The sequence below is a fragment of the Flavobacterium sp. 9 genome (assembly GCF_002754195.1).
Lineage (GTDB): Bacteria > Bacteroidota > Bacteroidia > Flavobacteriales > Flavobacteriaceae > Flavobacterium.
Genome location: NZ_PEEU01000001.1, coordinates 3,607,552 through 3,632,771, shown reverse-complemented (window position 1 = coordinate 3,632,771; position 25,220 = coordinate 3,607,552). Strand labels below are relative to the sequence as shown.

General features: G+C 31.3%; 24 protein-coding genes. 21 read left to right on the top strand and 3 right to left on the bottom strand.

From position 1 onward, the window contains the following. Positions 1 to 16: 16 nt before the first annotated feature. The 15 genes from CLU81_RS15000 (at position 17) to rpe (ending at position 14,334) form a co-directional block, all read left to right on the top strand. Positions 17 to 979: a hypothetical protein gene (locus CLU81_RS15000; protein WP_099710545.1), complete on the top strand. Its 963-nt coding sequence runs from the start codon at positions 17 to 19 to the stop codon at positions 977 to 979. 187 nt (positions 980 to 1,166) lie between these two features. Further along, entirely contained in the window at positions 1,167 to 1,904 is a 738-nt protein-coding gene (locus CLU81_RS14995; protein WP_099710544.1) for a hypothetical protein, read from the top strand. After that, positions 1,904 to 4,654 (top strand): carboxypeptidase-like regulatory domain-containing protein, encoded by a 2,751-nt coding sequence (locus CLU81_RS14990; protein WP_099710543.1) that lies wholly within the window; start codon positions 1,904 to 1,906, stop codon positions 4,652 to 4,654. Before CLU81_RS14995 ends, CLU81_RS14990 begins: the two co-directional genes overlap by 1 nt. A gap of 18 nt (positions 4,655 to 4,672) precedes the next feature. Next, complete coding sequence (locus CLU81_RS14985) at positions 4,673 to 5,845, top strand: DUF4249 domain-containing protein (protein WP_099710542.1); 1,173 nt, start codon at positions 4,673 to 4,675, stop codon at positions 5,843 to 5,845. 71 nt (positions 5,846 to 5,916) lie between these two features. After that, positions 5,917 to 7,512 carry a hypothetical protein gene (locus CLU81_RS14980; RefSeq protein ID WP_144444507.1) on the top strand — a complete coding sequence of 532 codons (1,596 nt, stop codon included), beginning with the start codon at positions 5,917 to 5,919 and terminating at the stop codon, positions 7,510 to 7,512. Positions 7,513 to 7,691: 179 nt separating this feature from the next. Continuing rightward, positions 7,692 to 8,120, top strand: a complete 429-nt coding sequence (locus CLU81_RS14975) for a hypothetical protein (RefSeq protein WP_099710540.1) — start codon at positions 7,692 to 7,694, stop codon at positions 8,118 to 8,120. 151 nt (positions 8,121 to 8,271) lie between these two features. Then, positions 8,272 to 10,005 carry an ATP-binding protein gene (locus tag CLU81_RS14970; RefSeq protein WP_233209716.1) on the top strand — a complete coding sequence of 578 codons (1,734 nt, stop codon included), beginning with the start codon at positions 8,272 to 8,274 and terminating at the stop codon, positions 10,003 to 10,005. Positions 10,006 to 10,160: 155 nt separating this feature from the next. Continuing rightward, positions 10,161 to 10,310, top strand: a complete 150-nt coding sequence (locus tag CLU81_RS26830; RefSeq protein ID WP_158235339.1) for a hypothetical protein — start codon at positions 10,161 to 10,163, stop codon at positions 10,308 to 10,310. 11 nt (positions 10,311 to 10,321) lie between these two features. Continuing rightward, positions 10,322 to 10,465 carry a hypothetical protein gene (locus CLU81_RS26825; RefSeq protein ID WP_158235338.1) on the top strand — a complete coding sequence of 48 codons (144 nt, stop codon included), beginning with the start codon at positions 10,322 to 10,324 and terminating at the stop codon, positions 10,463 to 10,465. Between the two features lie 11 nt (positions 10,466 to 10,476). Further along, positions 10,477 to 10,620, top strand: coding sequence for a hypothetical protein (locus CLU81_RS26820; protein ID WP_158235337.1), 144 nt, complete (start codon positions 10,477 to 10,479; stop codon positions 10,618 to 10,620). 49 nt (positions 10,621 to 10,669) lie between these two features. Continuing rightward, positions 10,670 to 10,813 carry a hypothetical protein gene (locus CLU81_RS26815; protein ID WP_158235336.1) on the top strand — a complete coding sequence of 48 codons (144 nt, stop codon included), beginning with the start codon at positions 10,670 to 10,672 and terminating at the stop codon, positions 10,811 to 10,813. Positions 10,814 to 11,066: 253 nt separating this feature from the next. Continuing rightward, a complete protein-coding gene (locus CLU81_RS14965) occupies positions 11,067 to 11,813 on the top strand; it encodes a LytTR family DNA-binding domain-containing protein (protein ID WP_099710539.1) in 747 nt (248 codons plus the stop codon). 197 nt (positions 11,814 to 12,010) lie between these two features. After that, the gene (locus CLU81_RS14960; protein ID WP_099710538.1) at positions 12,011 to 12,262 is read left to right on the top strand and encodes a hypothetical protein; all 252 of its coding nucleotides are present in this window, start codon (positions 12,011 to 12,013) and stop codon (positions 12,260 to 12,262) included. 155 nt (positions 12,263 to 12,417) lie between these two features. Continuing rightward, entirely contained in the window at positions 12,418 to 13,281 is an 864-nt protein-coding gene (locus CLU81_RS14955) for an RNA polymerase sigma factor RpoD/SigA (protein WP_007804760.1), read from the top strand. A 390-nt stretch (positions 13,282 to 13,671) separates the two neighbouring features. Then, the gene (gene rpe, locus CLU81_RS14950) at positions 13,672 to 14,334 is read left to right on the top strand and encodes a ribulose-phosphate 3-epimerase (protein ID WP_099710537.1); all 663 of its coding nucleotides are present in this window, start codon (positions 13,672 to 13,674) and stop codon (positions 14,332 to 14,334) included. Between the two features lie 71 nt (positions 14,335 to 14,405). On the opposite strand, the gene CLU81_RS14945 is transcribed toward rpe, so the two are convergent. Continuing rightward, a complete protein-coding gene (locus CLU81_RS14945; RefSeq protein ID WP_199174570.1) occupies positions 14,406 to 15,245 on the bottom strand; it encodes an AraC family transcriptional regulator in 840 nt (279 codons plus the stop codon). Between the two features lie 83 nt (positions 15,246 to 15,328). Between CLU81_RS14945 and CLU81_RS14940 the strand changes: the two genes are divergently transcribed. Next, positions 15,329 to 16,864 carry an MFS transporter gene (locus CLU81_RS14940; protein ID WP_099710536.1) on the top strand — a complete coding sequence of 512 codons (1,536 nt, stop codon included), beginning with the start codon at positions 15,329 to 15,331 and terminating at the stop codon, positions 16,862 to 16,864. Positions 16,865 to 17,080: 216 nt separating this feature from the next. On the opposite strand, the gene CLU81_RS14935 is transcribed toward CLU81_RS14940, so the two are convergent. Beyond that, on the bottom strand, positions 17,081 to 17,863 hold the full coding sequence (locus tag CLU81_RS14935) for a DNA/RNA non-specific endonuclease (RefSeq protein WP_099710535.1): 783 nt from the start codon (positions 17,861 to 17,863) through the stop codon (positions 17,081 to 17,083). A 150-nt stretch (positions 17,864 to 18,013) separates the two neighbouring features. Beyond that, on the bottom strand, positions 18,014 to 20,197 hold the full coding sequence (locus tag CLU81_RS14930) for a carboxy terminal-processing peptidase (RefSeq protein ID WP_099710534.1): 2,184 nt from the start codon (positions 20,195 to 20,197) through the stop codon (positions 18,014 to 18,016). 203 nt (positions 20,198 to 20,400) lie between these two features. Here CLU81_RS14930 and surE point away from each other — a divergent pair, with 203 nt between their 5' ends. The 5 genes from surE to CLU81_RS14905 all read left to right on the top strand — a co-directional run bounded on the left by surE (position 20,401) and on the right by CLU81_RS14905 (position 25,211). Then, positions 20,401 to 21,180, top strand: a complete 780-nt coding sequence (gene surE / locus CLU81_RS14925; protein ID WP_099710533.1) for a 5'/3'-nucleotidase SurE — start codon at positions 20,401 to 20,403, stop codon at positions 21,178 to 21,180. Then, positions 21,173 to 21,445: a hypothetical protein gene (locus tag CLU81_RS14920; protein WP_099710532.1), complete on the top strand. Its 273-nt coding sequence runs from the start codon at positions 21,173 to 21,175 to the stop codon at positions 21,443 to 21,445. Before surE ends, CLU81_RS14920 begins: the two co-directional genes overlap by 8 nt. Before the next feature lie 68 nt (positions 21,446 to 21,513). Continuing rightward, on the top strand, positions 21,514 to 22,632 hold the full coding sequence (gene lpxB, locus CLU81_RS14915) for a lipid-A-disaccharide synthase (RefSeq protein ID WP_099710531.1): 1,119 nt from the start codon (positions 21,514 to 21,516) through the stop codon (positions 22,630 to 22,632). Positions 22,633 to 22,644: 12 nt separating this feature from the next. Beyond that, positions 22,645 to 23,130 (top strand): C40 family peptidase, encoded by a 486-nt coding sequence (locus tag CLU81_RS14910; RefSeq protein WP_099710530.1) that lies wholly within the window; start codon positions 22,645 to 22,647, stop codon positions 23,128 to 23,130. A 56-nt stretch (positions 23,131 to 23,186) separates the two neighbouring features. Continuing rightward, entirely contained in the window at positions 23,187 to 25,211 is a 2,025-nt protein-coding gene (locus tag CLU81_RS14905; RefSeq protein WP_099710529.1) for a ComEC/Rec2 family competence protein, read from the top strand. Positions 25,212 to 25,220 lie beyond the last annotated feature (9 nt).

Genomic DNA, 25,220 nt, shown 5'->3' with positions numbered 1-25,220 from the left:
GTGATTATCGCAAATTATGAAATATCAAGAATCGTTTTTAAAAGCGCTTAGAACTAAAATCCCAAAATCAGCTTCTTTAATAGATGAGATTGCTACAATTTTAGAAATAAGCTACGATGCATCGCACAGAAGAATATCTGAAAAAAGTAAATTTTCGATTGATGAAACCATCACATTGGCAAATCATTTTAATATTTCATTGGACAATCTATTTTCGAAAAAAGAAAAGGTAATTGTAGAAAAGACAATCGAGATTGAAACATTAAAAGATATGCTTCAATATTTCAAAACATCGGCAGAACAAATCGAAATATTGACAAAAAACCCCAATACAACGCTATTTTATTCTGCTAAAGATATTCCACTGTTTTATTTTATGGATGGAACTATCTTATCAAAATTCAAAGCTTTTGTCTGGCTGAATCTTTTAAACACAAATCAAAAGAAAGTCAATTTTGAAAGTTTTATAATCGAAGAATCTTTTGCAGAATATATGCAAAAGTTGAAAAATGTATATGAAAATACGGTAGTAAATGAAGTCTGGAATGACACTACAATAAACAGTAGCTTACAACAAATTCTATATTTTCATGAAGCCGGTTTACTTTCTTTAAAAAATGCAAATGCTCTCTGCAAAGACCTGAAAAGAATTATTAATCTGATTCAGGAAAAATGCAATGTGAAAAACACAAAGTTTAATATATATTATAACGAGTTAATCCTACTCAACAATAATATGCTTATTGAAACGGAAGAAAAGTTAACTATGTTTGTTCCTTACACGCTTTTAGGTTACTTTATTACTGATAATGAGGAAAGTTGTAATAATGTTCATCAATTTTTTAAACAACAAATCATAAACTCAAAACCGTTAGGACAATCCGGAATTAAGGAACAAAATCTATTCTTTAATCGAGCCATTCGAAAAATAGATTATTATATTGAAAAAATTAATTCTCAAGTCGACTTATTATTTTAAAAAGAAATATTCCCCTCTTTAGTTTACTAAAGTTTATTTAGAGAAAAAACCTGTTTCATTTAACCGAAACAGGTTTTTTTGTTACAAATCAATAAAATTGCAAAAAACTGCAATTTTATTGCAAAATTGTAATATTTATTCGATTAAATTGCGTTACATTTAAATTCCCTTACAAAAAAAATCCTAAATGCTGAAACCGATAAATTACGCAATAATAATTTCTATCCTTATAAGCTACTCCAATTCTTGTTTTTGCCAATCGAGTGCAAAAAAAGAAATCTCCAATTATTTTGATAAAACTGTCGGGGAAGAAATTTTAAATAGTAATAACGGTAAAATTCACATCGATCGCTATAATCTTAAAAATGATCACAATTACTATTTAAACAAAAATTTTGTTACAGGTACTATTTATTACGACAATCAGTTATACGAAAACATTCTTATTAAGTATGACATTTACAAAGACCTACTTGTAAAATCATTTGGAAATACGACTTCATTAGCAATTGACTTAATCAGCGAGAAAACAGATTACTTTATAATTGGAGATAAAAAATTTGTCAATATTGACACTAAATACAAATATCCAAAAGACATAACTGGCTTTTTTGAAGAAAAATATCTGGGAAAAAATATCACCTTATATATCAAGCATTTTAAAACCTCAAAAGAAGATATTACTGAAAACGCAGTATATACAGAATTTAAAGAACACCGCAATTTCGAGCTCCTTTTCGAATCAAAATTTAGAACGATAAATACTCAAAAAGAGCTTTTATCAATATTCCCTCAATTAAAATCTGAGATTAAAGATTACTACAGAAAAAATAAATTCCTGGAAGAAAATAACCCCGATCAATTTAAAGCAGATTTAATAAAATTTATTGATAACAATTTACAAAGTCTTAGTTCAAAAAATTAATGAAAAAACATCTCTTAGGTTTCTTATTCTTTTTACTGCCCGTTTATCTTTTTTCTCAGGAAAAAAATATTTCTATCGAATATTCTAATGTAACGCGAAAAAAAGCCATCGAAATAATTGAAAAAAATAGCTCTTTTCACTTTTATTTTGAGGATCAATGGTTATCTAACGACGAACTTATTTCTGGAAAATTTCAGAATACATCTATTGTAGTTGTTCTGGATGATATTTTTAATAATACCACGATAAACTATTACATTGATCAAAATAGTATTATTTTAAGTAATGTTCTTTTAATATCGAATACAATATCAGAGAGTTATTTTAAAAGTACGCCTTCTAAAAATGACAAATTATTAGTCGCTCCTATTTATAACAAACAGTATATAAATGGCACAAAAAGAGATTCCGATTCTATTATAATGCTAGGAAAACAATCTTTGATAGATAATTCGCAAATGCATACTTTATCTGGTTATATCAAAAATCGGACTTCAGGAAAACCCGAATATAATGTTACTATTAAGGTAAAAGACAAAGATTTTAGCACAACAAGTGATGCAAATGGTTACTACAGTTTTAAAGTACCAGCGGGAATTAACACAATTGAAACACAATCTCTTAATCACGAAACAAAGGTCAAGAAAATTGTACTTTACAGTAATGGAAAAGTAGATTTTAATCTGGACGAAAATGTAAATGCTCTTAAAGAAATTGTCATTGAAAATAAAAAAACAAGAACTGTAAATTCGGCCATTACAGGGCTTACGAGTATAGATGTTGAGAATATCAAAAATGTTCCTTTGATATTGGGCGAAAGAGATATTTTTAAAGTAGCAACAACGCTTCCGGGAATAAAAACTACGGGCGAAGGATCTGCAGGTTTTAATGTTCGAGGAGGAAAAGATGACCAAAACTTATTTTTACTAGACAATGCAGTTTTATACAATCCGTCTCACTTTTTAGGATTCTTTTCTTCGGTAAATCCTTTTACAACAAAAAAAGCAGATATCTATAAAGGAAGTATTCCTGCCGAATTTGGAGGTCGCCTTTCGTCTGTTTTTGACATTAAATCTAAAAGCGGAAATACTGAAAAACTTTCCGGAGAAGCAGGAATTGGACCAGTAATGAGTAATGTCACGCTCGAAGTTCCGATTGTAAAAGGCAAATCGAGTTTGCTATTTGGTGGTCGGGCAAGTTACTCCGATTGGATTTTGAAAACTATCAAAGATTCAAACTTAGAAAATAGTCAGGCTTCTTTTTATGATATTCTTCTAAAATACAACCATCAACTTACGAAAAAAGATAATCTTGAAACTTCATTTTATTATAGTCATGACAAGTACAGCATTTCTTCGGACTCCGTTTATAAATACAATAATCAATTAGCGACTGTAAAATGGGATCATGATTTTAATGAGAAAAATAAATCTTCATTTATCATAACCAATAGTCAATATAAGTTTAATATCAACTACGATTCTCAACCTGAAAGATCTTTTGATTATGGCTACAGAATCAACGAGACTCAATTTATCTTTAAAATGAAATACATTCTGAATGAAAAGCATGTATTTAATTATGGTATCAGCAGCAAGTTATACAATGTAAATCCTGGTTATCTTGCCCCTACAAATAGTTCTTCTCAAATTAAAAGTATTGATTTGCAAAATGAAAAGGGTCTGGAATCGGCATTGTTTTTTACTGAGAATTATAAGGTAAATGATGAATTATTAATCAATTTAGGATTGCGATATTCTATGTTTTCTGCACTTGGGCCTGCTTCTCAAAACGTCTACGAAACTGACTTTCCAAAATCAGACAGAACTGTTTTAGAAACCAAAACCTATTCGAATAATGATGTTATAAAAACTTATGGTGGCTTTGAGCCAAGGGTTTCTGCACGTTATTTTATACTTCCGGATTTATCAATTAAGGCAAGTTTTGACAGAACATATCAATATGTACACTTGCTTTCAAGCAATACAACGCAATCTCCAATAGATATGTGGAAACTTTCTGATTTAAATACGGAGCCACAATCTTCGAATCAATTTTCTTTAGGAATTTTCAAAAATATAATCAAAAACTCACTGGAATTAAGCATTGAAGGTTACTACAAAAAGTCGCAAAACATTTTGGATTATAAAGTTGGTGCCGAATTATTATTAAACAAAAACATAGAAACAGAACTTTTACAAGGTGAAGGAAAAGCATATGGAGTTGAGTTTTTGATCAAGAAAGAAAAAGGAAATTTTAATGGCTGGCTGAGTTATACTTATTCCAGAGCGCTAATAAAACTTGACAGTAAATTTGATTCTGAGAAAGTAAATAACGGAGAATACTTCCCTACGAATTATGACAAACCGCATGATTTTAGTGCTATTTTAAATTATAAATTCACAAAAAGATATAGCTTATCGACAAATTTTGTTTATCAAACCGGAAGACCTGTCACGTATCCAATTGGATCTTATGATTTTGCTGGTGAACAATTTACATTATATAGTGATCGTAATAAATATAGAATTCCGGATTATTACAGATTGGATATTGGCGTGAATATCGAAGGAAATCACAAGATAAAAAAACTCGCACATAGTTTCTGGAATGTTTCTGTTTATAACGTTCTTGGCCGAAACAATCCGTACAATGTTTACTTTGTTACAGAGGACAAAAAAATCAAGGCCTATAAAACCTCTATTTTTTCTGTTCCAATTCCGACAATAACTTATAACATAAAATTTTAATTCATTTATCGTATCAATATGAATTTATCAATATTTAAAAAATCGGCACTACTTGTTTTTTCATGTGTTATTTTGTCGAGTTGTACAGAACAATATGCTTTTCAGGATCAAAATCTTGAAAACGCACTGATTGTTGAAGCCACAATAACAAATGAGTTAAAACATCAGGAAATAAAGATCTCAAGAACAAGACTTCTTAATGATACAATAACAAAAATAGAATCAGGAGCAAAAGTTACGGTTGTTGATAGTGATAATAATGAGTTTTCGTTTAAGGAAAAAGACGGAAAATATATTTCTGAAAATGAATTTAAAGCAGAGCCAAATAAAGATTATCAACTAAAAATTATTGCGGCTTCAGGAAAATCATATACGTCATCAAAAGAAACATTGACTACACAAAACACGATTGATCTGGAGGCTGTTGCCGGGGAAAGAGAAGGTCAAAAAGGTGCTCAGATAAATGTTAAAAGCTTTGATCCAACAAATACTTCCAAATATTATCGCTACGAATACGAAGAGACTTATAAGGTCGTAACTGTATATACAACAACAGAACGTATAAAATTAGTTCCTTATCAAGGGACTTTTAAAATGGAAATTGTGCCTGCAGAGCCAAATACACACATTTGTTACAGCACCAAAAAATCTACGGGAATTATACAAACCAATACAACTGATTTATCTGAAGACAGAGTAAATTTCCCTGTTCGTTTTATAAGTGAATCAGATTATATAATAGCAAATCGCTACAGCATTCTGGTTTCTCAGTATACACAAAACCGTTTTGCGTACGACTATTATTTCACATCAAAGAAAATGTCCGATTCAGGAGATGTGTTATCACCAAACCAACCGGGATTTATTGTTGGAAACATAAAATCGACAGATAACTCATCTGAAAAAGTTGTTGGTTTTTTTGACGTTGCTTCGGTTACTAAAAAACGAATCTTCTTCAATTTTGCTGACTTATTTCCTTCAGTAGATCCGGCAAAATATTTTAGACAATGTACACCTGAACTAATCGAATTTAGCGAAATACCAAATGAGAATTACAAAGTTCTTACTACGCATGTTTATATAGGCGGTGGTCCCGGTATGTCGCCCACATCATACTGGATGGTCGATAAAGAATGCGGAGATTGTACATCATTTTCTTCTAACGTAATACCTTCATTTTGGGAAAATTAATCAAAACAATAGTATTGCTTTTTTTACTGATAAGCATTACTCCTACTATTATTGCTCAAAAAAACACCAATTTGAGTACAGAATCTATATTGGTTAAAACCAATACAACGGTTCTGCTTACAGGCGAAACCCTTTATTATCAATTATATTGCTTAAACAAAAACAAAACACTTTCGGACGTAAGTGAGGTCGCTTATATAGAAATAATTAATAGTCAGAAAGAAAGTGTTTTTAAAAACAAAATTAGCTTAAAAAACGGTTTAGGATCTGGAGATTGTTTTATTCCCACAACATTGCCAACAGGAAATTACAAAATTATCGCCTATACTTCGTGGATGTTAAATAACACGCAAAACAACTTTTTTGAAATGGATATTACGATTATAAATCCATTTCAGGAGAATATAAATATGACTATCGAAAATGTTGTAAGCAAAGGTCTGAGTTCTTCTACAAACGAAACTACAAACAACATTGTTCTGGGCATTAATAAAGAAAAATATTCTAAACGAGAAAAAGCTTCTATTATAATCCCGAAGACATTAGAAAGCGGAAATTACTTTTTAAATATCCGAAAAATAGATAGTCTTACCATTTTGTCAAATACTAAAACAGATAATAGTGATTTACGTTTAAAGCAAGATTTAACGGCTCTTCCTGAAACAAGAGGCGAAATTATTACTGGACATATTAGTTCGAAAATTGCAAACACTGACTTAGCTTATAAAGTAGTTACGTTGTCAATTCCGGGGAAAAATTTCATTTTCAAAACCACAAAAACTAATCAAAACGGCAAGTTTATTTTTATAATTGATAAACAAACAAATGTATCTGACAGTTATTTTCAGTTATCAGAATCTGAAAGAGAAAACTATTCGATTGCGATTGATAAAGAACCAAGTCCGGATTTATCAAATCTGGTTTTCTTAGACAAAACCACTATTTCAAGTAAAAATCTGAAAGCGATTCAGGAACGTTCATTGGCAACGCAAATCGAAAATGTTTATTTTTCGCAAAAAAAAGACAGTATAATTGAATCAAGCGATACTGCAGTTTTTTTTCAGTCGAATGAAAAAAAATACAATCTTGATGATTTTGACAGATTCCGAACCTTTAAAGAAACAATTATAGAAATTGTTACGGAGCTTAGTTTTAAAGATTACAAGCAAGTTCCGTCTTTATATTTATCAGATATCAGATACAACGTAATACAATCTGCTGAACCTTGTCTGGTTCTGGTTGATGGATTGCAAATTCAGGACATGAACGCTTTATACAATTACAATGCTTATCAAATTCAAAGTATTAGCGTAGTGGCATCACCATATTATTATGGTCCAAAACTGTTTAACGGAATTGTAAGTATCATAACAAAAAACAATGATTTTGCATCGATTTACTCGGATAAAAATATCCTAAAAACAACAATTCTAAGACCGGAAGCTGCAAAATCATATTATGAACCAAAATATGAATCTAACACAAATAGTCGAATTCCTGATTATCGATATCAATTACTTTGGAAACCAAATATAAAATTGCAAAATACCGACATGATCATTCCTTTTTATACTTCTGATATTAAAGGAAGCTTTGAAGTTGTATTAGAAGGTTTTACAGAAAAAGGACAACCTGTTTATCTTTCTAAAACGATTAGTGTCGACTAACAATGGTTTGTTTGATGGATTTAAACCACAAAACGAACCAAATTGGGATCGATATTTAACAAATAGTCAATAAATTTAGAGTTAATGAAGAAAAACTAAAGGTATTTCATTTTTTATTCAAAGAAAAAAAATACCTTTAGCCTACCAAAAATAAAGATATTAACCCTAAAAACCCTATTATGGACGATCAAGTTATCCAGATTACCAAAATCAACACCGAAGATTTTATATTTAAAGACATACAAAATATAACTTTTCCAATTCCTCCCCTGGCTTCGGCAAACTTTTATAACAATGACGGAGTAAAAACCTTAAAAGTTTGTTCTACTGTATATATCAATTCTAAAGGAACAGAAAAACCTACAGTACAAAGAACAACACAGGACGATAACACTTTAACAATTTATTATGACTACGAATGGGACGAGATCTCTCCAGAGACTTATAATGTCTATTACATAGAAACAGATTATACCTCTGACACTATTGGAGATATCACAGAAGTTATCACTTACTTAAAATATACTCCTTCAACAACTGTTGTAGGCCCTGGCGACGGATCAGATCCGACTATTTCTAGAGGCACTAGGACAAGTTCAGGAGATTAATCCCAAAAAACGGTGCTACGCTAAATTTACAGATTCCCACCATTATGTATTGATGATTATCGTTTTGTTAATAGGCATTTAACTACACCTATATTTGCAATTCACTAATCATCAATACTATTATTAGATCTAGTAATTTTTCAAAATACCAATGATGAATCAAAAAACACATCACTTTCTTGTTCTACTTCTTTTTTTTTGTACAATAGCTTTAGCACAGCAATATAAAAGTTTGAATTATTTTGAGATTGCCATTCAAAAAAAAGCAAAGTCGGATAAGAGTCAAATCAACTTTAACAAAGCCCAATATTTTTTCTTAAAAAAAGAATGGGATTCAACATTGGTATATTCAATGAAACAATTGAATTCTAAGTCTGACTTAGAAACAAAAAACTATTGTCATTATTTTAGAGGTTATTCCTTAAAAAAGAAAGAACTATACAAACAATCATTTATTGAATTAAGCCTAGTAAACAAATCTTTCCAATATTATTATTTGATCGATAATAATATCGGGCATTTATTTCTTTTAGAAAAAAAATTTAAAAAAGCTATTATTTATTTTTTGAAGGCTGAAAAAGAAATATTGAATCATAAAGATGAAGATGAAATAGCTACTTTATATACAAAAATTGGAATATGTTATGTACACCTTGAACAATTTGATAAAGCTGAATATTATTTTAAAAAAGATGTTCTTATAAATCCTAAACGAGCTACAAAAAGTATAATTCGATCTAATATAAATATTGCAAACTTTTACTACGCACAATACAAAGATCAACAAGCCGTATACTATTTTAAAAAAGCCTATACATTATCTAAAAGTGTAAAAGACTTCAACTTAAAAAAAGATGCAACATTCAACATGGCTATTGTCGAAGAAAATCGAGGCAATTTCAAGAAATCTTTAGAATACAGAAAAGAATCAGAGCAATGGAGCGATTCGGTAAACAATCAAAACAAAATTTGGGCAGTTGCTGATTACGAGAAAAAATTTGCTGTAGCTCAAAAACAAAAACAAATTAAAGTACTTGAAGTCCAAAACAAGCTAAAAAATGCAGAGCGTAATGCTTTCTTTTTTGCCGCAATTGGTTTATTATTACTTCTAACCACCGGTGTTTATTTTTATGCTCAAAAAATAAAAAATGCCAAAATTATATTACTCCAAAAAAACAAACTCGACGAACTCAATGCAACTAAAGATCAATTATTCTCGATTGTAAGTCACGATTTAAGATCTTCTGTAAATGCACTCAAGACTAGTAACGCCAAATTATCTGCAACTCTGGAGACTAAAAATTACGATCAACTAAACCAACTCATTATACAAAATAGTACGATTGCCAATGGCGCTTATAGTTTATTGGATAATTTATTGCATTGGGCAATGCTGCAAACCAAACAATTGTATTTTCATAAAGAATCTGTTCATTTATACTCTGTCGTACAGCAAATTGAGTATAATTATAAACCATTACTTCTTGATAAAACCATTACTTTTGAAAATTCGGTTTCAAAAAACATCTTTATTTTCGTTGATCTTGATTCGTTAAAAATTGTACTTCGAAATCTATTAGACAATGCCATTAAATTTTCTAATGAAAACGGAAAAATCAGCTTTTACTCCGAAGATACAAATACTGATTTTTGTAAACTTATCATCGAGGATTCAGGTATTGGAATGAAAGAAAGCACTATTCAGGAATTGCTTTCAGATAGTGAATTGCTGTCTAAGAAAGATAACTCCGAAATTATAGGAACTGGGTTAGGCTTACAATTGTGTAAACAAATGATTAAAAAAAATAGCGGAACCTTAGCCATAGAAAGCGAGCTCAATAAAGGAACAAAAATGATTTTGAGTTTTCCAAAAACAATTGTTTAATACATTCATTTGAAATAGAGCAATTCTTAACAGTTCTTTTTAACTACTTATTACACACGCTAAAAAACTCAACGATTTCCGAATTATCCTATATTTTTTTTACGCTGTTTTATTTTTTTGTTTATTTTTATAATCTAACCAAAAGATAAAACAACATGAAAAACAAAGCACTGCAAACTACAAACACGGTAGAAACATCAAACCTTAAAAACTTCACTTCTCTTTCCAGAAAGCAATTACAAACTGTTTCAGGAGGAGAAGATCCAACATTATCTAGAGGCACAAAAACAAGTATTCCTGATTAATCCAAAAAACCATGAAAAATAAAGCAATCACAAACACGGCAGAAATATCAAACTTAAAAAACTTTACTGCTCTTTCCAGAAAACAATTACAAACTATTTTAGGAGGAACAGATCCAACAATATCTAGAGGTACAAGAACAAGTATTCCTGATTAATCCAAAAAACCATGAAAAATAAAGTAACCACAAACACGGAGAAAACATCAAACTTGAAAAACTTCACTTCTCTTTCTAGAAAACAATTACAAACGATTTCAGGAGGAGACGATCCAAAAACCTCTAGAGGTACAAAGACAAGTGCAGCAGTTTAATTCAAAAGCAAGTACTTCGTTAGATCCAAAAATTTAAAACAAAAAAAATATGAAAAATAAAACAACCATAAACGCGGATAAAACATCAAACCTTAAAAACTTCACTTCTCTTTCCAGAAAACAATTACAAACTATTTCAGGAGGAGATGATCCAACAACATCTAGAGGAACAAAGACAAGCATAGGAATTTAATCTATAAGTAAGTGTAATCCGTTTAGAAAAATAAATATTAATCAAATTGAAGATTTTTTAGAATCCCAATCTTTTTTAATAAAAAGATTGGGATTTTATTTTATTACATTTTATAAATCATAAATAACATCTTTGTTTTAATAAAGCTCTTCAAAAAATAAGCTTTAAATAATCCTTTTTTCTATAATAATTCTTTACTTTACTCCACCAAAAACCTTATTAACAATACTTGCTTTCCCAAAAACAATAAATAATGGACAATATCAATGTTTTAATAATAGAAGATACTCCAGAACAAAGCGATGCGCTTACCAAAGTATTGCTTGAAAACAATTATACCATTGCCGGAGTCGCCACAAGCTTTACAGATGCTATAAAGCTTTTTTACGAAAACACCGTTGATGTTATCATCATCGATGTGTTTCTTGACGGAAAACCAGACGGAATTACGTTTGCTGAATCTATAAATATTATTCCAAATGCTTCAAAACCTTTTGTCTTTTTGACTAGTTCGCAAGATCGCCAGATTTTTGAACGTGCAAAACTTACAAAACCTTTCAGCTTCTTGATGAAGCCTTTTAATGAGTTAGAAATTCTGTATGCTATAGAAATGGCGGTAGAAAAGTTCTACGAACAAACAAATGTCTTCTTAAGCGAAGAACAAGACACGGTAATCAGCAATGATTATTTATTTATAAAGAAGAAAAACTCACTAAAAAAAGTTGCCATAAGTGAAATTCTGTATATTGAAGTCGAAGAACGATATTGCAATATTATTACCGAAAAAGAAAAATTTGTCATTCAAATCTCCCTTACCAAAATCAGTAATTTATTAGACAAAAATAAATTTATAAAAACGCACCGAAATACTATTGTCAATACAGACAAAATCGAAGAAATTATTCTCGCTGATAATCTTGTGATCTTAAAAGGAAACCACAAAATAAACTTAAGCGATACTTATAAAGACTTTATAAAGAAGATGAATATTTTATCTTAAAAAAATTCTTTCTTACAATATAAAAACACAAATCCTCTTTGAAACAAAGGGGATTTGTCATTTTTAGTGCACCGATTTCTGTCTTGCAATCTTCCAGAATGCTTTTATGACAAGAAAACTAGCTTTCATGACATTTCTCAGCTATAACGGCAAAATCAAAATTACTTTTACACTTGTAAACAACAAAAAACCTACAAATGAGAATTGCATTAACCAACCAACCTGATATGAGGCCTTTATCAATCATGAAAAAAATAATTAATAATCCCTGGGTTGGAGTTATTGTCTCATTAGCAGTCATAATTCCTTGTTTATATGAAATTCTGGATGACATTACAGTTCTTAGAAGAGAATATATATTATTAGTAATCTCATTTCCGATCTATATAAGATCACTTAAAAAGATATTTGACGAAATTTTAGACACATCTGATGATTTTTCAGAATAAATATAAGTTTGCCCCAGCTCGATAAAACACTCCTAATTAAACTTTTAAGACGGAGTGTTTTTCATTTTAAAAAATATTTTACATATCGTTGTAACTTTTTTGTATCCTCTTACGTATAACTATTTGTACACTTAAAAATTGAGGAGACAAAAAACATGAGACAACTTAAAATCACCAAGCAGGTAACCAATCGTGAAACTGCATCGTTAGACAAATACCTACAAGAAATTGGAAAAGTTGACCTAATTACCGCTGATGAAGAGGTAGAATTAGCACAAAGAATAAAGGCTGGTGATCAAAGAGCTTTAGAAAAATTAACAAAAGCCAACCTACGTTTCGTTGTATCGGTTGCTAAACAATATCAAAATCAAGGATTAACTCTTCCAGATTTAATTAATGAAGGAAACTTAGGTTTAATTAAAGCGGCTCAACGTTTTGATGAAACTCGTGGTTTCAAATTCATCTCTTATGCCGTATGGTGGATTCGTCAATCGATTCTTCAGGCTTTGGCAGAACAATCTCGTATTGTTCGTTTACCATTAAACAAAATTGGTTCTATCAATAAAATCAACAAAATGTATGCTTTATTAGAGCAATCTAACGAGCGTCCACCTTCTGCTGAAGAAATTGCAAAAGAACTTGACATGACTGTAAATGACGTAAAAGAGTCTATGAAAAACTCTGGTCGTCACTTATCTATGGATGCTCCACTTGTTGAAGGTGAAGATTCTAACCTTTATGACGTTTTACGTTCTGGAGAATCTCCAAACCCGGACAGAGAGTTAATTCACGAATCATTGCGTACTGAAATCGAACGTTCTTTAGAAACATTAACTCCCAGAGAGGCAGATGTTGTTCGTTTGTATTTTGGTCTTGGCGATCAACACCCAATGACTTTAGAAGAAATTGGAGAAACTTTCGACCTAACTCGTGAGCGTGTTCGTCAGATTAAAGAAAAAGCAATCCGTAGATTAAAACACACTTCTAGAAGTAAAATTCTTAAAACCTATTTAGGTTAATATTAAAATATAAGTCCAATATTTTAAATTCCAAATTTCAATTATTTTATTGGGATTTGGAATTTATTGCGAAAGTGCTTATATTGGACTTTAAAGCAAACAACAGTTTGATTGACTGTTCGTTTTTTGATTGATGATTGAAACTCCGGCTGATTACCGGAGTTTTTTATTTTTATTTTTTACCGCAAAGCTCGCAAGGTTTTTTTATCTTTTGGAATCTTGTAAAAACACAAAGTTCGCAAAGCTTTGTGAACTTCATAAATTCATCAAAAAATCAGGATAAAAACTTTGCGAGCTTTGCGTAAATCTTTGCGGACTTTGCGGTAAAATTTTCATTACAAAAGAACTTTAATTTATCTTTGTAATAAAAACAACACACAACTACACACAATGAAAAATACACTTATTGCTCCTTCTGTTCTTGCGGCTGATTTTGCCAATTTACAACGTGATGTCGAAATGATCAATAACAGTCAGGCTGATTGGTTTCATATTGATATTATGGACGGAGTTTTTGTTCCGAATATTTCTTTTGGAATGCCAGTTTTAGAAGCAATTTCTAAACATGCAAAAAAATATATTGATGTCCATTTAATGATTATTGATCCGGACAGATACATTAAAACTTTCGCTGATTTAGGCGCTAATGGATTAACGGTACATTATGAAGCTTGCACACATCTTCACAGAACATTACAAGCAATTAAAGCCGAAGGAATGAAAGCTGGAGTTGCAATAAATCCACATACTAACATTGATTTATTAGAAGATGTAATCAATGATATTGACTTAGTTTGTATTATGAGCGTGAATCCAGGTTTTGGAGGACAGTCTTTCATCGAAAACACTTATGCTAAAGTTCAGAAATTAAAAGCTTTAATTACACGCAAAAATGCTTCAACATTAATTGAAATTGACGGCGGTGTAACAAGCAAAAATGCAAAACAATTAGTAGAAGCCGGAGCTGATGTTTTAGTTGCCGGAAGCTTTGTGTTTAAAGCCGAAAACCCAACTCAAACAATAGTCGATCTAAAAACTTTGACTAATTTGTAAGTTTCAAAAACATACAAAAATAGAAGCCGAAGATTTCTCTTCGGCTTTTTTTATACTTAATCTGTAAAAAATCAATTCGGCAAAACCTTAGCTTTTCGATATCCCGTCAAGCTAATATTTCTATGTTTCTTGAAAAACTTATTCAAGTGACTTTCGTCAGAAAAACCAAATTCAGCTACAATTTCGTTAATTCTCATATCGCTAAAACTTAAGCGATGTTCTATCAGTCGTATTTTATAATTGGAAACAAAAGACTGAATCGTTTCTCCACAATGATTCTTAAAATAACTTCCGAGATAAGTCTCAGATATATCAAATTTCTCTGCAATAGCAGAAGCTTTTAGTTTTTGAGGAAATAAAATATTCCCCTGAATATAATTGATAATCTCCAGAATTCTTTTATCAGCACTTTCTTTTACGCCTGATGGTTTTATTACTGCAATATTTCTCGCAGCAATTACTATCAGAGCATTTACATAATGAGTAATTAAATCTTCATCATAAATATCTTTGTTATCAATCGCATAAATTAATGATTCTGCGATTGATCTCACCAAAAATTCGTCTGCTTTTCTTTTCAAAATACAACCTGATAAATGCGAGGCATAATGCAGTAAGCATTCAATATGATCAATACTTTTTGAGCGATATTCTTTTACATATTCCGTATTAAGCTTAACCAATAAAAACTCCGTTGTCGTAGTAATATCAAATGTGTGATAATCATTTGGCGTAAGCAACATTAGATTTCCCGTTTGATATGATATTGCATTTCCATTAATATGGAGAAATCCTGTACCTGAGACAACATAAACCAACTGAAAAAAACTAAGCTGTGAATTTATAAGCGGACATTCATCTACTTTTTTATAAATCACTTCAACAGACTGATGCATGTTCTCTTTTCTCATCTTGCAAAAGTACTTCTTTATCATTTAATTGTACTGATAAATAGTCGAAATTCAGTTTATTTTTGCTAAAAACAATTTAAAAAATGAAACAAAATTTTTACTCATACAAAAACACCATCGTTTTAATTGCAATTTGTCTGGCTACATTAATGTTCTCTCTCGAAATTTCAAGTGTGCCGGTTATACTTCCAACTCTCGAAAAATTACTAAATGCCAATCTCAAAGACATGCAATGGATTATGAATATTTATACAATAGGCTGCACTACAGTTTTGATGGCTGCCGGAACACTTGCAGATCGATATGGCAGAAAACGTATTCTTATAATAACCTTAACTCTATTTGGCATTTCTTCATTAATCTGCGGTTTAGCCGAAAACATAGTCTTGTTGATAATCAGCCGTTTCTTCCAGGGAATAAGTGGCGGCGCAATGCTAATTTGTCAAATAGCCACTTTATCACACCAATTTCAAGAAGGAAAAGAGCGCAGTAAAGCATTTGGAATCTGGGGAATTATTCTTGGCGTCGGATTAGGTTTTGGTCCAATAATAGGCGGATCAATCATAGCCATTTTATCTTGGAAATGGGTGTTTTTAATTCATGTTCCTCTCGCCTTCTTAGCTATTATTCTCGTTCATTTTTACGTAGACGAATCCAAAGATTCTGATGCTAAAAAAATAGATATTTGGGGCGCAATCACCTTGTCTTTATCAGTATTTGGATTAACTTATTACATTACACAAGGTCCGGATCTTGGTTTTAGCAGTCCAATTGCTTTGGGTATTATAATCACAACAATTATCAGTTTTATAATATTTATAGGCGTTGAAAAAACAAATCCTTATCCAATGTTTAATTTTTCGGTATTCAAAATTCGGAATTTTTCGGGTGCAATTCTTGGATCGATTGGTATGAATTTTAGCTTTTGGCCTTTTATAATATATTTGCCCATTTATTTCCAAAGTTATTTAGAATATGATGTAGTAACCGTTGGCTTGTCTTTGCTCGCTTACACCCTTCCAACTTTAATAATTCCACCTTTTGCCGAATATCTCACAGTTAAATATCGCTCAGGAATTGTAATTCCGTTAGGTTTGTTCGTAATTGGACTAGGTTTTATTGTTATGAGATATGGCAGTATTGCTGAACACGCCAGTTGGTTAACGATGCTTCCGGGTTCTTTACTCGCAGGAATTGGATTAGGATTAACCAATACACCAGTAACCAATACAACTACAGGATCAGTTTCTTCCAATCGTTCGGGAATGGCTTCCGGAATAGACATGAGTGCGAGATTAATTACTTTGTCTATCAATATTGCTTTGATGGGATATCTATTAGTCGAAGGGATTTTTTCATACTTAAATACCGCTTTTTCCAAAACCATAGATTCAAAAATATTACATTCTATATCAGAAAAAATAGCTGCAGGAAACTTTTCATCTCTTAACAGAGACTTTCAGGAATTAAGTCTATTAAATTCTTCAAATGCAATCTTCCATAAAGCTCTCGCTCATGGTTTTGAAATAATATTGCTTTACGGAGGAATTGGTGTTTGGATATTAGCTCTTCTAAGTTTTATATTATTTAATCCGAAAAAAAGACAAAATAAGTTATAAGGTTAAAAGTCTACAATTTGTGCCGTTAGGCACTTAATATTGGTAAAAACTAAGTTCGTAATGTGCTGGCGTGCCGTAGGTACGCAATAGTTAGCGTTTTGTTGCGTACCTACGGCACGCTAAATTTATTCCTATTCCTGTTTTCTACCAATATTAAGTGCCTAAAGGCACATCTCAACTTTTGATTAACATTTATAAACCTGTTTTTTTAGTAACTTAAAAATCCTTACTGCTTTTCAGGTTTTTCAGATTTGAAAAAAAGTCAATTCCTGTCATTTTTTCAAGAGTTTCAATAGGAACTACAAAATCATAAAGTGACTTATTACTATCTTCATTTGGAACCAAAAAAGCAATTGCTTTGTGTTCTTTACCCGATTTAGTTAGAACAATTTTATAAAAATATTTAGGGACGGCAACATTTTCTGTCCCTATTGTTTTATCCGAATCTTTCAAAATTCCGCCGGTTATAACATAAATGTCATTGTATTTTTCTGCCCAATAACGTGTCTTTTGCTCTAATCTATTCCAGATTCCGCTATTAAAATCATGTTTTTGAGGAGAAATATTAGACGTATAAAAAGTATCGTTATAAGCGCTTTGATCAAATTCCATATCTCCGGCAGGACAAAGATGTCCTTTATCATAACCTGATTTTTTATAGTTTCTCCAATCCGCAGAACCTGTTGTCACACTTGGATCTTCAATAAAATACGGACGTTTGTAATTTCCGTTTTTCAGATATTCTTTCTTTAATTCATAAGCAACCCATTCGGCCTGCTCATATTTTTCATTATAAGAAAGTGTATAATATTTATGTTTAACAATTTGTTTCGTTGTAGATGTAGGTAAATACGAAACAGAAAATCCTGAGCCCGTACTATTTTGATCTGAAACAAAACCGGATTCCTGTTCTTGTGCTAAATTTTCTTTTTCGGTGATTTCATTTTTACAAGACAAAAACAAAAACCCAATCAAACCTAAAACAATACAATTCTTCATACAACAGTTTTTTTTCAATATTCAACACTTAGTGAGCCTTTCTAACGGATTACAAATTACTTCTTGCACTACAATATAAACTTACAAAAAAAACGCTCCAAAAATTAAGCTTTTTGGAGCGTTTTAATAACAAATTAGTTCTATAAAGATCTAAGATTTTACCAATTTATCCTTTTTCATTTTAGGAGAAACAGTGTTTTTTACATAACCTTTAGACTGTAAATCATCTAGTACATTCAAAGCCTCTTCTACATAAACGTCTTTAGATAAAGCCTGGTGCCAAGCATCTCTCTTTTCTTTTAATGTAGCGTCATTTTTCATTTCAAGTTCTTCGTAAGGCAATGATTTAAAAGTCAAGCTATTTTTATAATCTGAAATAGGTTTGTATTTTTTACCTTCATTTTCAACTTGTTCCTGAGTAGCTTTAAAGCTAGTGATATTCAAGCTATAAGTATTCTCTTTATTTTTAACATCGATCCATTTTGCATTATCTTCAATCAATTTGAATTGTGCATTTTGAGCGATTCTGTTTTTACTATTATCAATTGCTTTCGCAAAATTCTCGTTTGAAGTCCAAGTGCTGTAATCAGCCGGATCAATTTTATCCCAAGGCATTGCATTGTCAATATCACGCTCACCCATTTTTAAATAAGCATAACGATCTGGCATAACAACATCACTATGAACACCTTCTAACTGAGTTGAACCTCCGTTGATTCTGTAGAATTTTTGCCCTGTAATTTTCAAAGCTCCTAAATCTCCATAATTTGCATTACGAACAAATTGGTTCAAATCAAGTACATTTTGTACCGTTCCTTTACCATAAGTTTGTTTACTACCAATGATAACTCCACGTTTGTAATCCTGAATTGCAGCAGCCAAAATCTCTGATGCAGAAGCCGAGAAGCTATTAACCATAATTACTAATGGTCCGTCCCACTCGATTTTTTTATCTTTATCGTATAAAACTTCTTTCTTTTTACCTGCAGATTTCACCTGAACAATTGGTCCTTCTTCGATAAATAAACCTGCAATGTCAACAACTGTAGACAAAGATCCACCACCATCATCACGTACATCAAGTACGATACCGTTGATATCTTCTTTTTTCAGTCTTTCTACTTCAAGCGCAATATCTTTTCCGGCATCACGACCATCTTTATTTTCAAAATCAATGTAGAATTTAGGCAAATAAATTACACCGTATTTCAATCCATTTCTTTCTACAATACTAGATTTAGCATAAGTTTCTTCGATTTCGACAACGTCTCTTGTAATTGAAATTACTTTAATTGTTCCGTCAACTTTTTTAACTGTAAGCTTAACTTCAGTTCCTTTGTGACCTTTAATTTTTTTCACAACATCATCCAAACGCATTCCAACTACATCAACTGGCTCTTCGTTTCCTTGTGCTACTTTCAAAATTAAATCTCCAGCTTCAAGTTCTTTACCTTTCCATGCAGGACCTCCGGAAATCAATTCGTCAATTTGAGTAAAGTCATTTTTCTTCACTAATCTTGCTCCAATTCCTTCTAGTTTTCCACTGATATTAACATCAAAACGATCTTTTTCTTCAGGTGCAAAATAGCTTGTGTGTGGGTCAAAACGTGTCATGATTGAGTTTACATATACAGAAAACCAATCTTCTTTGTTCAAATCTTTAATTACACCAAAATTGTCGTCTAATGATTTTAAAGAACTATCACGAGTTTCTTTCTCTAATGTTTCAAAAGATTTTTCTTTGTAAGCAGGATCTTTTTTCTTTTTATCCTCTTCTAATTTTTGTTTAGCAACAAGCGAAGAAAGTGTAGATAACTTGATTTGTTTTCTCCATCTTTCGTTGATTTCTGTCAAATTTTTCGCATACGGAATATGCTCATAATCGGCATTAAAACTCTCATCAACAGTATAGTTGAAAGGTTGCGCTAAAATAGTCTTATAACGTTTTTTGCTTTCTTCCATACGTTTCATCAATCTTGTATAAGTAAGATTGAAAAACGTTAAGTCTTTATTCAAGAACTGATCGTCTAACTGCAATTCATATTGTTTGAATTCGTCGATATCAGACTGAAGGAAGAATCTCTTTGAAGGATCCAGCGCTTCGATATAATCTTTAAAAATTCCTTTAGAAAACTCATCATTTATTTCTGCAGGGCTGTAATGTCCTTTTTCAATAACAAAAGCAAGCAATTCTAAAAGCGTTTTATCTCTATTTGGGTCCGGATCTACCGTCTTATCTGCATTAATTTTAAAAGCAAACAAGGTCAATGACAAGCATAATACGGCTATAAGTATTTTATAATTTCTTTTCATAAACTTAATAATAGCATTCATCAAATTTTTTAATCTAAGTTACGGTAAAAACTGTGCCAACAAAGCCCAGTCCACTATAATTTTTTGTTAAAGATATAAAAATGTTTGATGCGCTAAAATCTTCTTCAATTTAGTTGACAAATTTTACTTTATTTGTGACTATTCAACCAAAATCTGTCACTACATTTGTTTTAAAATCCTACATTTAAAACCATAATTCGTAAATGAAAAGCGAAAAACCTTTAATATTAGTTACCAACGATGACGGTATTTTGGCTCCCGGAATCAGAGCATTAATAAGCGTTATGGAAACTATTGGCGAAGTTGTCGTCGTAGCTCCGGACAAACCTCAAAGTGCGATGGGACATGCTATAACCATTAATAATACTTTGTTTTTGGACAAAATCTCAAAAGAAGATGACATTATAACCGAGTATAGCTGCTCAGGAACTCCGGTAGATTGCGTGAAGCTGGCAGTAAATGAAATCTTAAAACGAAAACCGGATCTCTGTGTTTCCGGAATCAATCACGGTTCAAACTCTTCTATAAATGTAATTTATTCGGGAACTATGAGCGCCGCTGTTGAAGCAGGAATTGAAGGAATTCAATCAATTGGATTTTCATTATTAGACTTTGACTGGAATGCCGATTTTGAGCAAATAAAATCATTCGTAAAAAAAATTACTTTAGAAACCCTTGCCAATAAATTACCCGCAGGTGTCGTTTTAAATGTCAATTTCCCAAAATTAAAAGAAAACGAAATTAAAGGAATTAAAATTTGTCGTCAGGCGAAAGCTTATTACGCGCAGAAATTTGACAAACGACAAACTCCTTTCGGGAAAGATTATTATTGGTTAACCGGAAAATTCACCAACGAAGATAAAGGTGAAGATACTGACGAATGGGCTTTAGAAAATGGATACATTTCTGTAGTTCCGGTACAATTTGACTTAACAGCACATCACTCTATACAACAACTTAATACTTGGAATTTAAATGAATAAAGCAGACATTCTTATCGGATTTATGATCGGTATTTTTACTTCGATTCTTGGAAGTTATTTATTTATCACCTTTTTTACCACTTTTGATGTTTCAACAGGACTTGAAACCATAAGAAAACAAGGATATCTGGGAAAAGTAATTACGCTGGGAACTATTTTAGATCTTGCTGTTTTTTTAATTCTTCTAAAAAGAAACAAAGAACTTATGGCAAGAGGCGTGGTTCTGGCAGTGATTGTTTTAGCAATTTCTACCTTATTTATTTAAATCTTATCTTTGCACTGCAAAAAAAATATTGTGTTTAAAAATCGAGAAACACTTTCAAAGAAATCTATATGAAGTATTACATAATAGCTGGCGAAGCCTCCGGAGATTTACACGGTTCAAATTTAATGAAGGCATTGTATGAAGAAGATCCTCAAGCAGAAATTAGATTCTGGGGCGGAGATTTAATGCAAAAAGCTGGCGGAACATTAGTAAAACACTATCGTGAATTGGCCTTTATGGGATTTGTTGAAGTTATTTTCAATTTGAAAACCATCTTAAATAACATAAAGATTTGCAAAAAAGACATCTCTGAATTCAAACCTGATGTTTTGATTTTTATCGACTATCCGGGCTTCAATATGCGTATTGCAAAATGGGCCAAAGAGTTAAATTATAAAACACATTATTATATTTCTCCTCAAATTTGGGCTTGGAAAGAAAACAGAATCAAAGCTATAAAACAAGATGTCGACAAGATGTTTGTGATTTTGCCTTTTGAGAAAAGTTTCTACGAAGACAAACATCATTTTCCGGTAGATTTTGTTGGACATCCATTAATCGATGCGATTCAGAATCAACCTCCGTTTGACGAAAAGACTTTTAGAGAAGAACATAAATTAGGAGACAAACCAATTATCGCTGTTTTGCCAGGAAGTCGCCAACAGGAAATTACCAAAATGCTAAGTGTTATGCTAAGTGTTGTTGATGATTTTCAGGATTATGAGTTTGTGATTGCCGGCGCTCCAAGTCAGGATTATGAATTTTATCAGCAGTTTATAAAAAACAAAAACATCGCGTTTGTTTCGAATAAAACCTACGATTTACTTCGTTCGTCAACTGCGGCTTTGGTAACTTCGGGAACTGCAACTCTTGAAACGGCACTTTTTAAAGTTCCGGAAGTGGTATGTTATAAAGGAAGTTCGATTTCTTACCAAATTGCAAAGCGCATTATTACGCTAAAATACATCTCGCTTGTCAATTTAATTATGGATCAGGAAGTTGTAACAGAATTAATTCAAAGTGATTGCAATACGAAACGCATTAAGGAAGAATTACAAAAATTACTTGAACCTCAATATCGCGAAAAACTACTGAAGAATTATGATATTCTGGAACAAAAATTAGGCGGAGTTGGTGCAAGTAAAAAAACCGCAAAATTAATTGTAGCTGATTTAAAACAGGTTTAAAAGTTTTTTGATTTGAAAAAAATACTCATTTTCCTTCTTCTGGCGATTGCTTTTACTTCGTGTAAATCGACGTCTACTACCGTGGGCAAAAATGAGTCGAAAAAAGAAAACCGATATACAGTCAATAAATTAATCGATAAAGCGACAGATAATGTTGGTGTTCGATATAAAGCCGGAGGAACCACAAAAAGCGGATTCGATTGCTCCGGATTGGTATATACTACATTTGAATCTGAAAATATAAAACTACCAAGAAGCTCTTTTGAGCAATCTAAAATAGGCACAATAATCAAATTTGATGACGCTCGAAAAGGTGATTTAATCTTCTTTAAAACAAACAAAAGCAAGCAAATTAATCACGTTGGACTTATTCTTGAAGTAAATTCGAGCGAAATAAAATTTGTACATTCTTCAACATCCAAAGGAGTAATAATTTCGTCTACAAAAGAGGCTTATTACGGAAATTCTTTTGCTCAAATCAACAGAGTAATCGAATAATCTGAAACAAACAAAATATATTCTTTTTCTTACAAAAATTTTAATACTTTTAAGCCATGAAAGTATTAGATTTTCCTCTGGCTAAAATTACAATTAGCTTTATTCTTGGCATTATTGTTTCTTACTACGCAAAGCCTTCAATAGCAACTGCCGGAATAATACTTATTTCAATCGCCACAATATTCTTTGTTCTATATTTCTTTATTGCTAAAAACAAAAAATTAAATATTCTTTTTGGAATAATCACTTCTATAGTTTCTTTTTTCATTGGTTTAATTACGCTGCAACTACAAACAGATTCTTATCAGGAATCGAATTACATACATGCTAAAATAGCATTTGAAAAACCCGAGTTTATAACTTTCACTTTACGTGAAAAATTAAAAAGCAATGATTTCAATGATCGCTATATTGCCATTATAAACCAAATTGAAAACAAAACTCAAACAGGAAGAATCATTGTAAACATCCAAAAAGACAGTACAAAAAACAATGTTATTTTAGGAAATACAATTCGGGTAAAAACAATTTTACAAGGGAATACTTCAAGCAAAAATCCCAATCAATTTGATTATGCCAAGTATTTAGAAAACAAACAAATCTATGGACAGGTTTATTGCAGAAAATCCGAAATAGCCATTAATAAAAATATTAAAAAGGACATTTGGTATTATTCCGGTCGTTTGCATTCCAGAATAATAAATAATCTGGAGAAAGCGCATTTCAGCAAAGACGAAATGAACGTTGCCCTGGCTCTAATTTTAGGACAACAGCAAGAGATTTCGTCAGAGATCATAAAAGATTACCAATATTCCGGAACTACGCACGTATTATCTGTTTCCGGACTGCACGTTGGCTTTATAATGCTGTTTATAAATTTCATTCTAAAACCAATTCCAAACAATCGAAAAGGCTCTTTTATAAAATTGATTTCCATTTTAATATCATTGGCAATTTTCGCTATAATTTCAGGTTTATCTCCGCCTGTTTTACGCTCAGTTGTCATGTTTTCTTTCCTTGCTATAGGAAACCATTTGCGCAGAAGCGGAAACATCTACCACACTTTATTAGTTTCTATTTTATTGATACTATTATTTGAACCTTATTTTTTATTTGACGTTGGTTTTCAGCTAAGTTATTTAGCATTGTTTTTCATTGTTTGGTTACAACCTATTTTAAAAAATCTTTGGACTCCAAAACACAAAATAACAATTTACATCTGGAACGCTTTAACAGTTTCTTTTGCTGCACAAATAGGCACTTTACCCGTTTGTCTGTATTATTTCCATCAATTTCCGGGACTATTTTTTGTTACTAATATTATCATTCTCCCTGTACTATCCTTTATAATGATTGCCGGAATTATAGTTATGATTATTGCCGTTTTTTATAGTCCGCCAGTAATTTTTGTGGTTATTTTTGAAAAGAGTGTTTATCTTTTAAATCTAATGATTCACTTTGTTGCAACATTTGAATCGTTTGTGATTCGGGATATAGGTTTCAATTTTTATTATCTGGTAACTATTTACTTATTGATAATTACAGGAACAATTTGGATGGGCAAGCCAAATTTCAACAAAACGATTTCACTTTTACTTAGTATTGTTATTGTTCAGATTTCTTTTATCTATACTAAAAAGGAAACCGAAAGTCAGCAGGAATTAATCGTTTATCACACAAAGAAAAACACACTAATATCTGAAAGAATTGGAAAAAACATAAGCTTTATCACAAGCGATACTCTGACCAAAAACAATGTTTCAACTTCTTATTTAGTTGGAAATTTCGGTGTTTTAAAAAGCACCAATAAAATTAAGAATACATTATTCTTTAACGGAAAAAAAATCTTGGTTTTAGACAGCACAGGAATTTACGAAAACAAAATCCAACCTGATATACTACTTCTTACACAATCTCCAAAAGTAAACTTAGATAGGCTTTTGAAGGATTTACGTCCGAAAATAATAATTGCAGACGCTTCAAATTCCAATTCTATAGTTCAGAATTGGAAACTAACTTGTATCAAAAAAAATATCCCTTTTCACGCAACAAGCGAAAAGGGATTCTACAAATTAAAATAATAGAAAGCA

Excerpts from the sequence above, each read along its gene's own strand:
- CLU81_RS15000 (WP_099710545.1), top strand. The coding sequence starts at position 17 with ATGAAATATCAAGAATCGTTTTTAAAAGCGCTTAGAACTAAAATCCCA.
- CLU81_RS14995 (WP_099710544.1), top strand. The coding sequence starts at position 1,167 with ATGCTGAAACCGATAAATTACGCAATAATAATTTCTATCCTTATAAGC.
- CLU81_RS14990 (WP_099710543.1), top strand. The coding sequence starts at position 1,904 with ATGAAAAAACATCTCTTAGGTTTCTTATTCTTTTTACTGCCCGTTTAT.
- CLU81_RS14985 (WP_099710542.1), top strand. The coding sequence starts at position 4,673 with ATGAATTTATCAATATTTAAAAAATCGGCACTACTTGTTTTTTCATGT.
- CLU81_RS14975 (WP_099710540.1), top strand. The coding sequence starts at position 7,692 with ATGGACGATCAAGTTATCCAGATTACCAAAATCAACACCGAAGATTTT.
- CLU81_RS14970 (WP_233209716.1), top strand. The coding sequence starts at position 8,272 with ATGATGAATCAAAAAACACATCACTTTCTTGTTCTACTTCTTTTTTTT.
- CLU81_RS26830 (WP_158235339.1), top strand. The coding sequence starts at position 10,161 with ATGAAAAACAAAGCACTGCAAACTACAAACACGGTAGAAACATCAAAC.
- CLU81_RS26825 (WP_158235338.1), top strand. The coding sequence starts at position 10,322 with ATGAAAAATAAAGCAATCACAAACACGGCAGAAATATCAAACTTAAAA.
- CLU81_RS26820 (WP_158235337.1), top strand. The coding sequence starts at position 10,477 with ATGAAAAATAAAGTAACCACAAACACGGAGAAAACATCAAACTTGAAA.
- CLU81_RS26815 (WP_158235336.1), top strand. The coding sequence starts at position 10,670 with ATGAAAAATAAAACAACCATAAACGCGGATAAAACATCAAACCTTAAA.
- CLU81_RS14965 (WP_099710539.1), top strand. The coding sequence starts at position 11,067 with ATGGACAATATCAATGTTTTAATAATAGAAGATACTCCAGAACAAAGC.
- CLU81_RS14960 (WP_099710538.1), top strand. The coding sequence starts at position 12,011 with ATGAGAATTGCATTAACCAACCAACCTGATATGAGGCCTTTATCAATC.
- CLU81_RS14955 (WP_007804760.1), top strand. The coding sequence starts at position 12,418 with ATGAGACAACTTAAAATCACCAAGCAGGTAACCAATCGTGAAACTGCA.
- rpe (WP_099710537.1), top strand. The coding sequence starts at position 13,672 with ATGAAAAATACACTTATTGCTCCTTCTGTTCTTGCGGCTGATTTTGCC.
- CLU81_RS14945 (WP_199174570.1), bottom strand. The coding sequence starts at position 15,245 with ATGAGAAAAGAGAACATGCATCAGTCTGTTGAAGTGATTTATAAAAAA.
- CLU81_RS14940 (WP_099710536.1), top strand. The coding sequence starts at position 15,329 with ATGAAACAAAATTTTTACTCATACAAAAACACCATCGTTTTAATTGCA.
- CLU81_RS14935 (WP_099710535.1), bottom strand. The coding sequence starts at position 17,863 with ATGAAGAATTGTATTGTTTTAGGTTTGATTGGGTTTTTGTTTTTGTCT.
- CLU81_RS14930 (WP_099710534.1), bottom strand. The coding sequence starts at position 20,197 with ATGAATGCTATTATTAAGTTTATGAAAAGAAATTATAAAATACTTATA.
- surE (WP_099710533.1), top strand. The coding sequence starts at position 20,401 with ATGAAAAGCGAAAAACCTTTAATATTAGTTACCAACGATGACGGTATT.
- CLU81_RS14920 (WP_099710532.1), top strand. The coding sequence starts at position 21,173 with ATGAATAAAGCAGACATTCTTATCGGATTTATGATCGGTATTTTTACT.
- lpxB (WP_099710531.1), top strand. The coding sequence starts at position 21,514 with ATGAAGTATTACATAATAGCTGGCGAAGCCTCCGGAGATTTACACGGT.
- CLU81_RS14905 (WP_099710529.1), top strand. The coding sequence starts at position 23,187 with ATGAAAGTATTAGATTTTCCTCTGGCTAAAATTACAATTAGCTTTATT.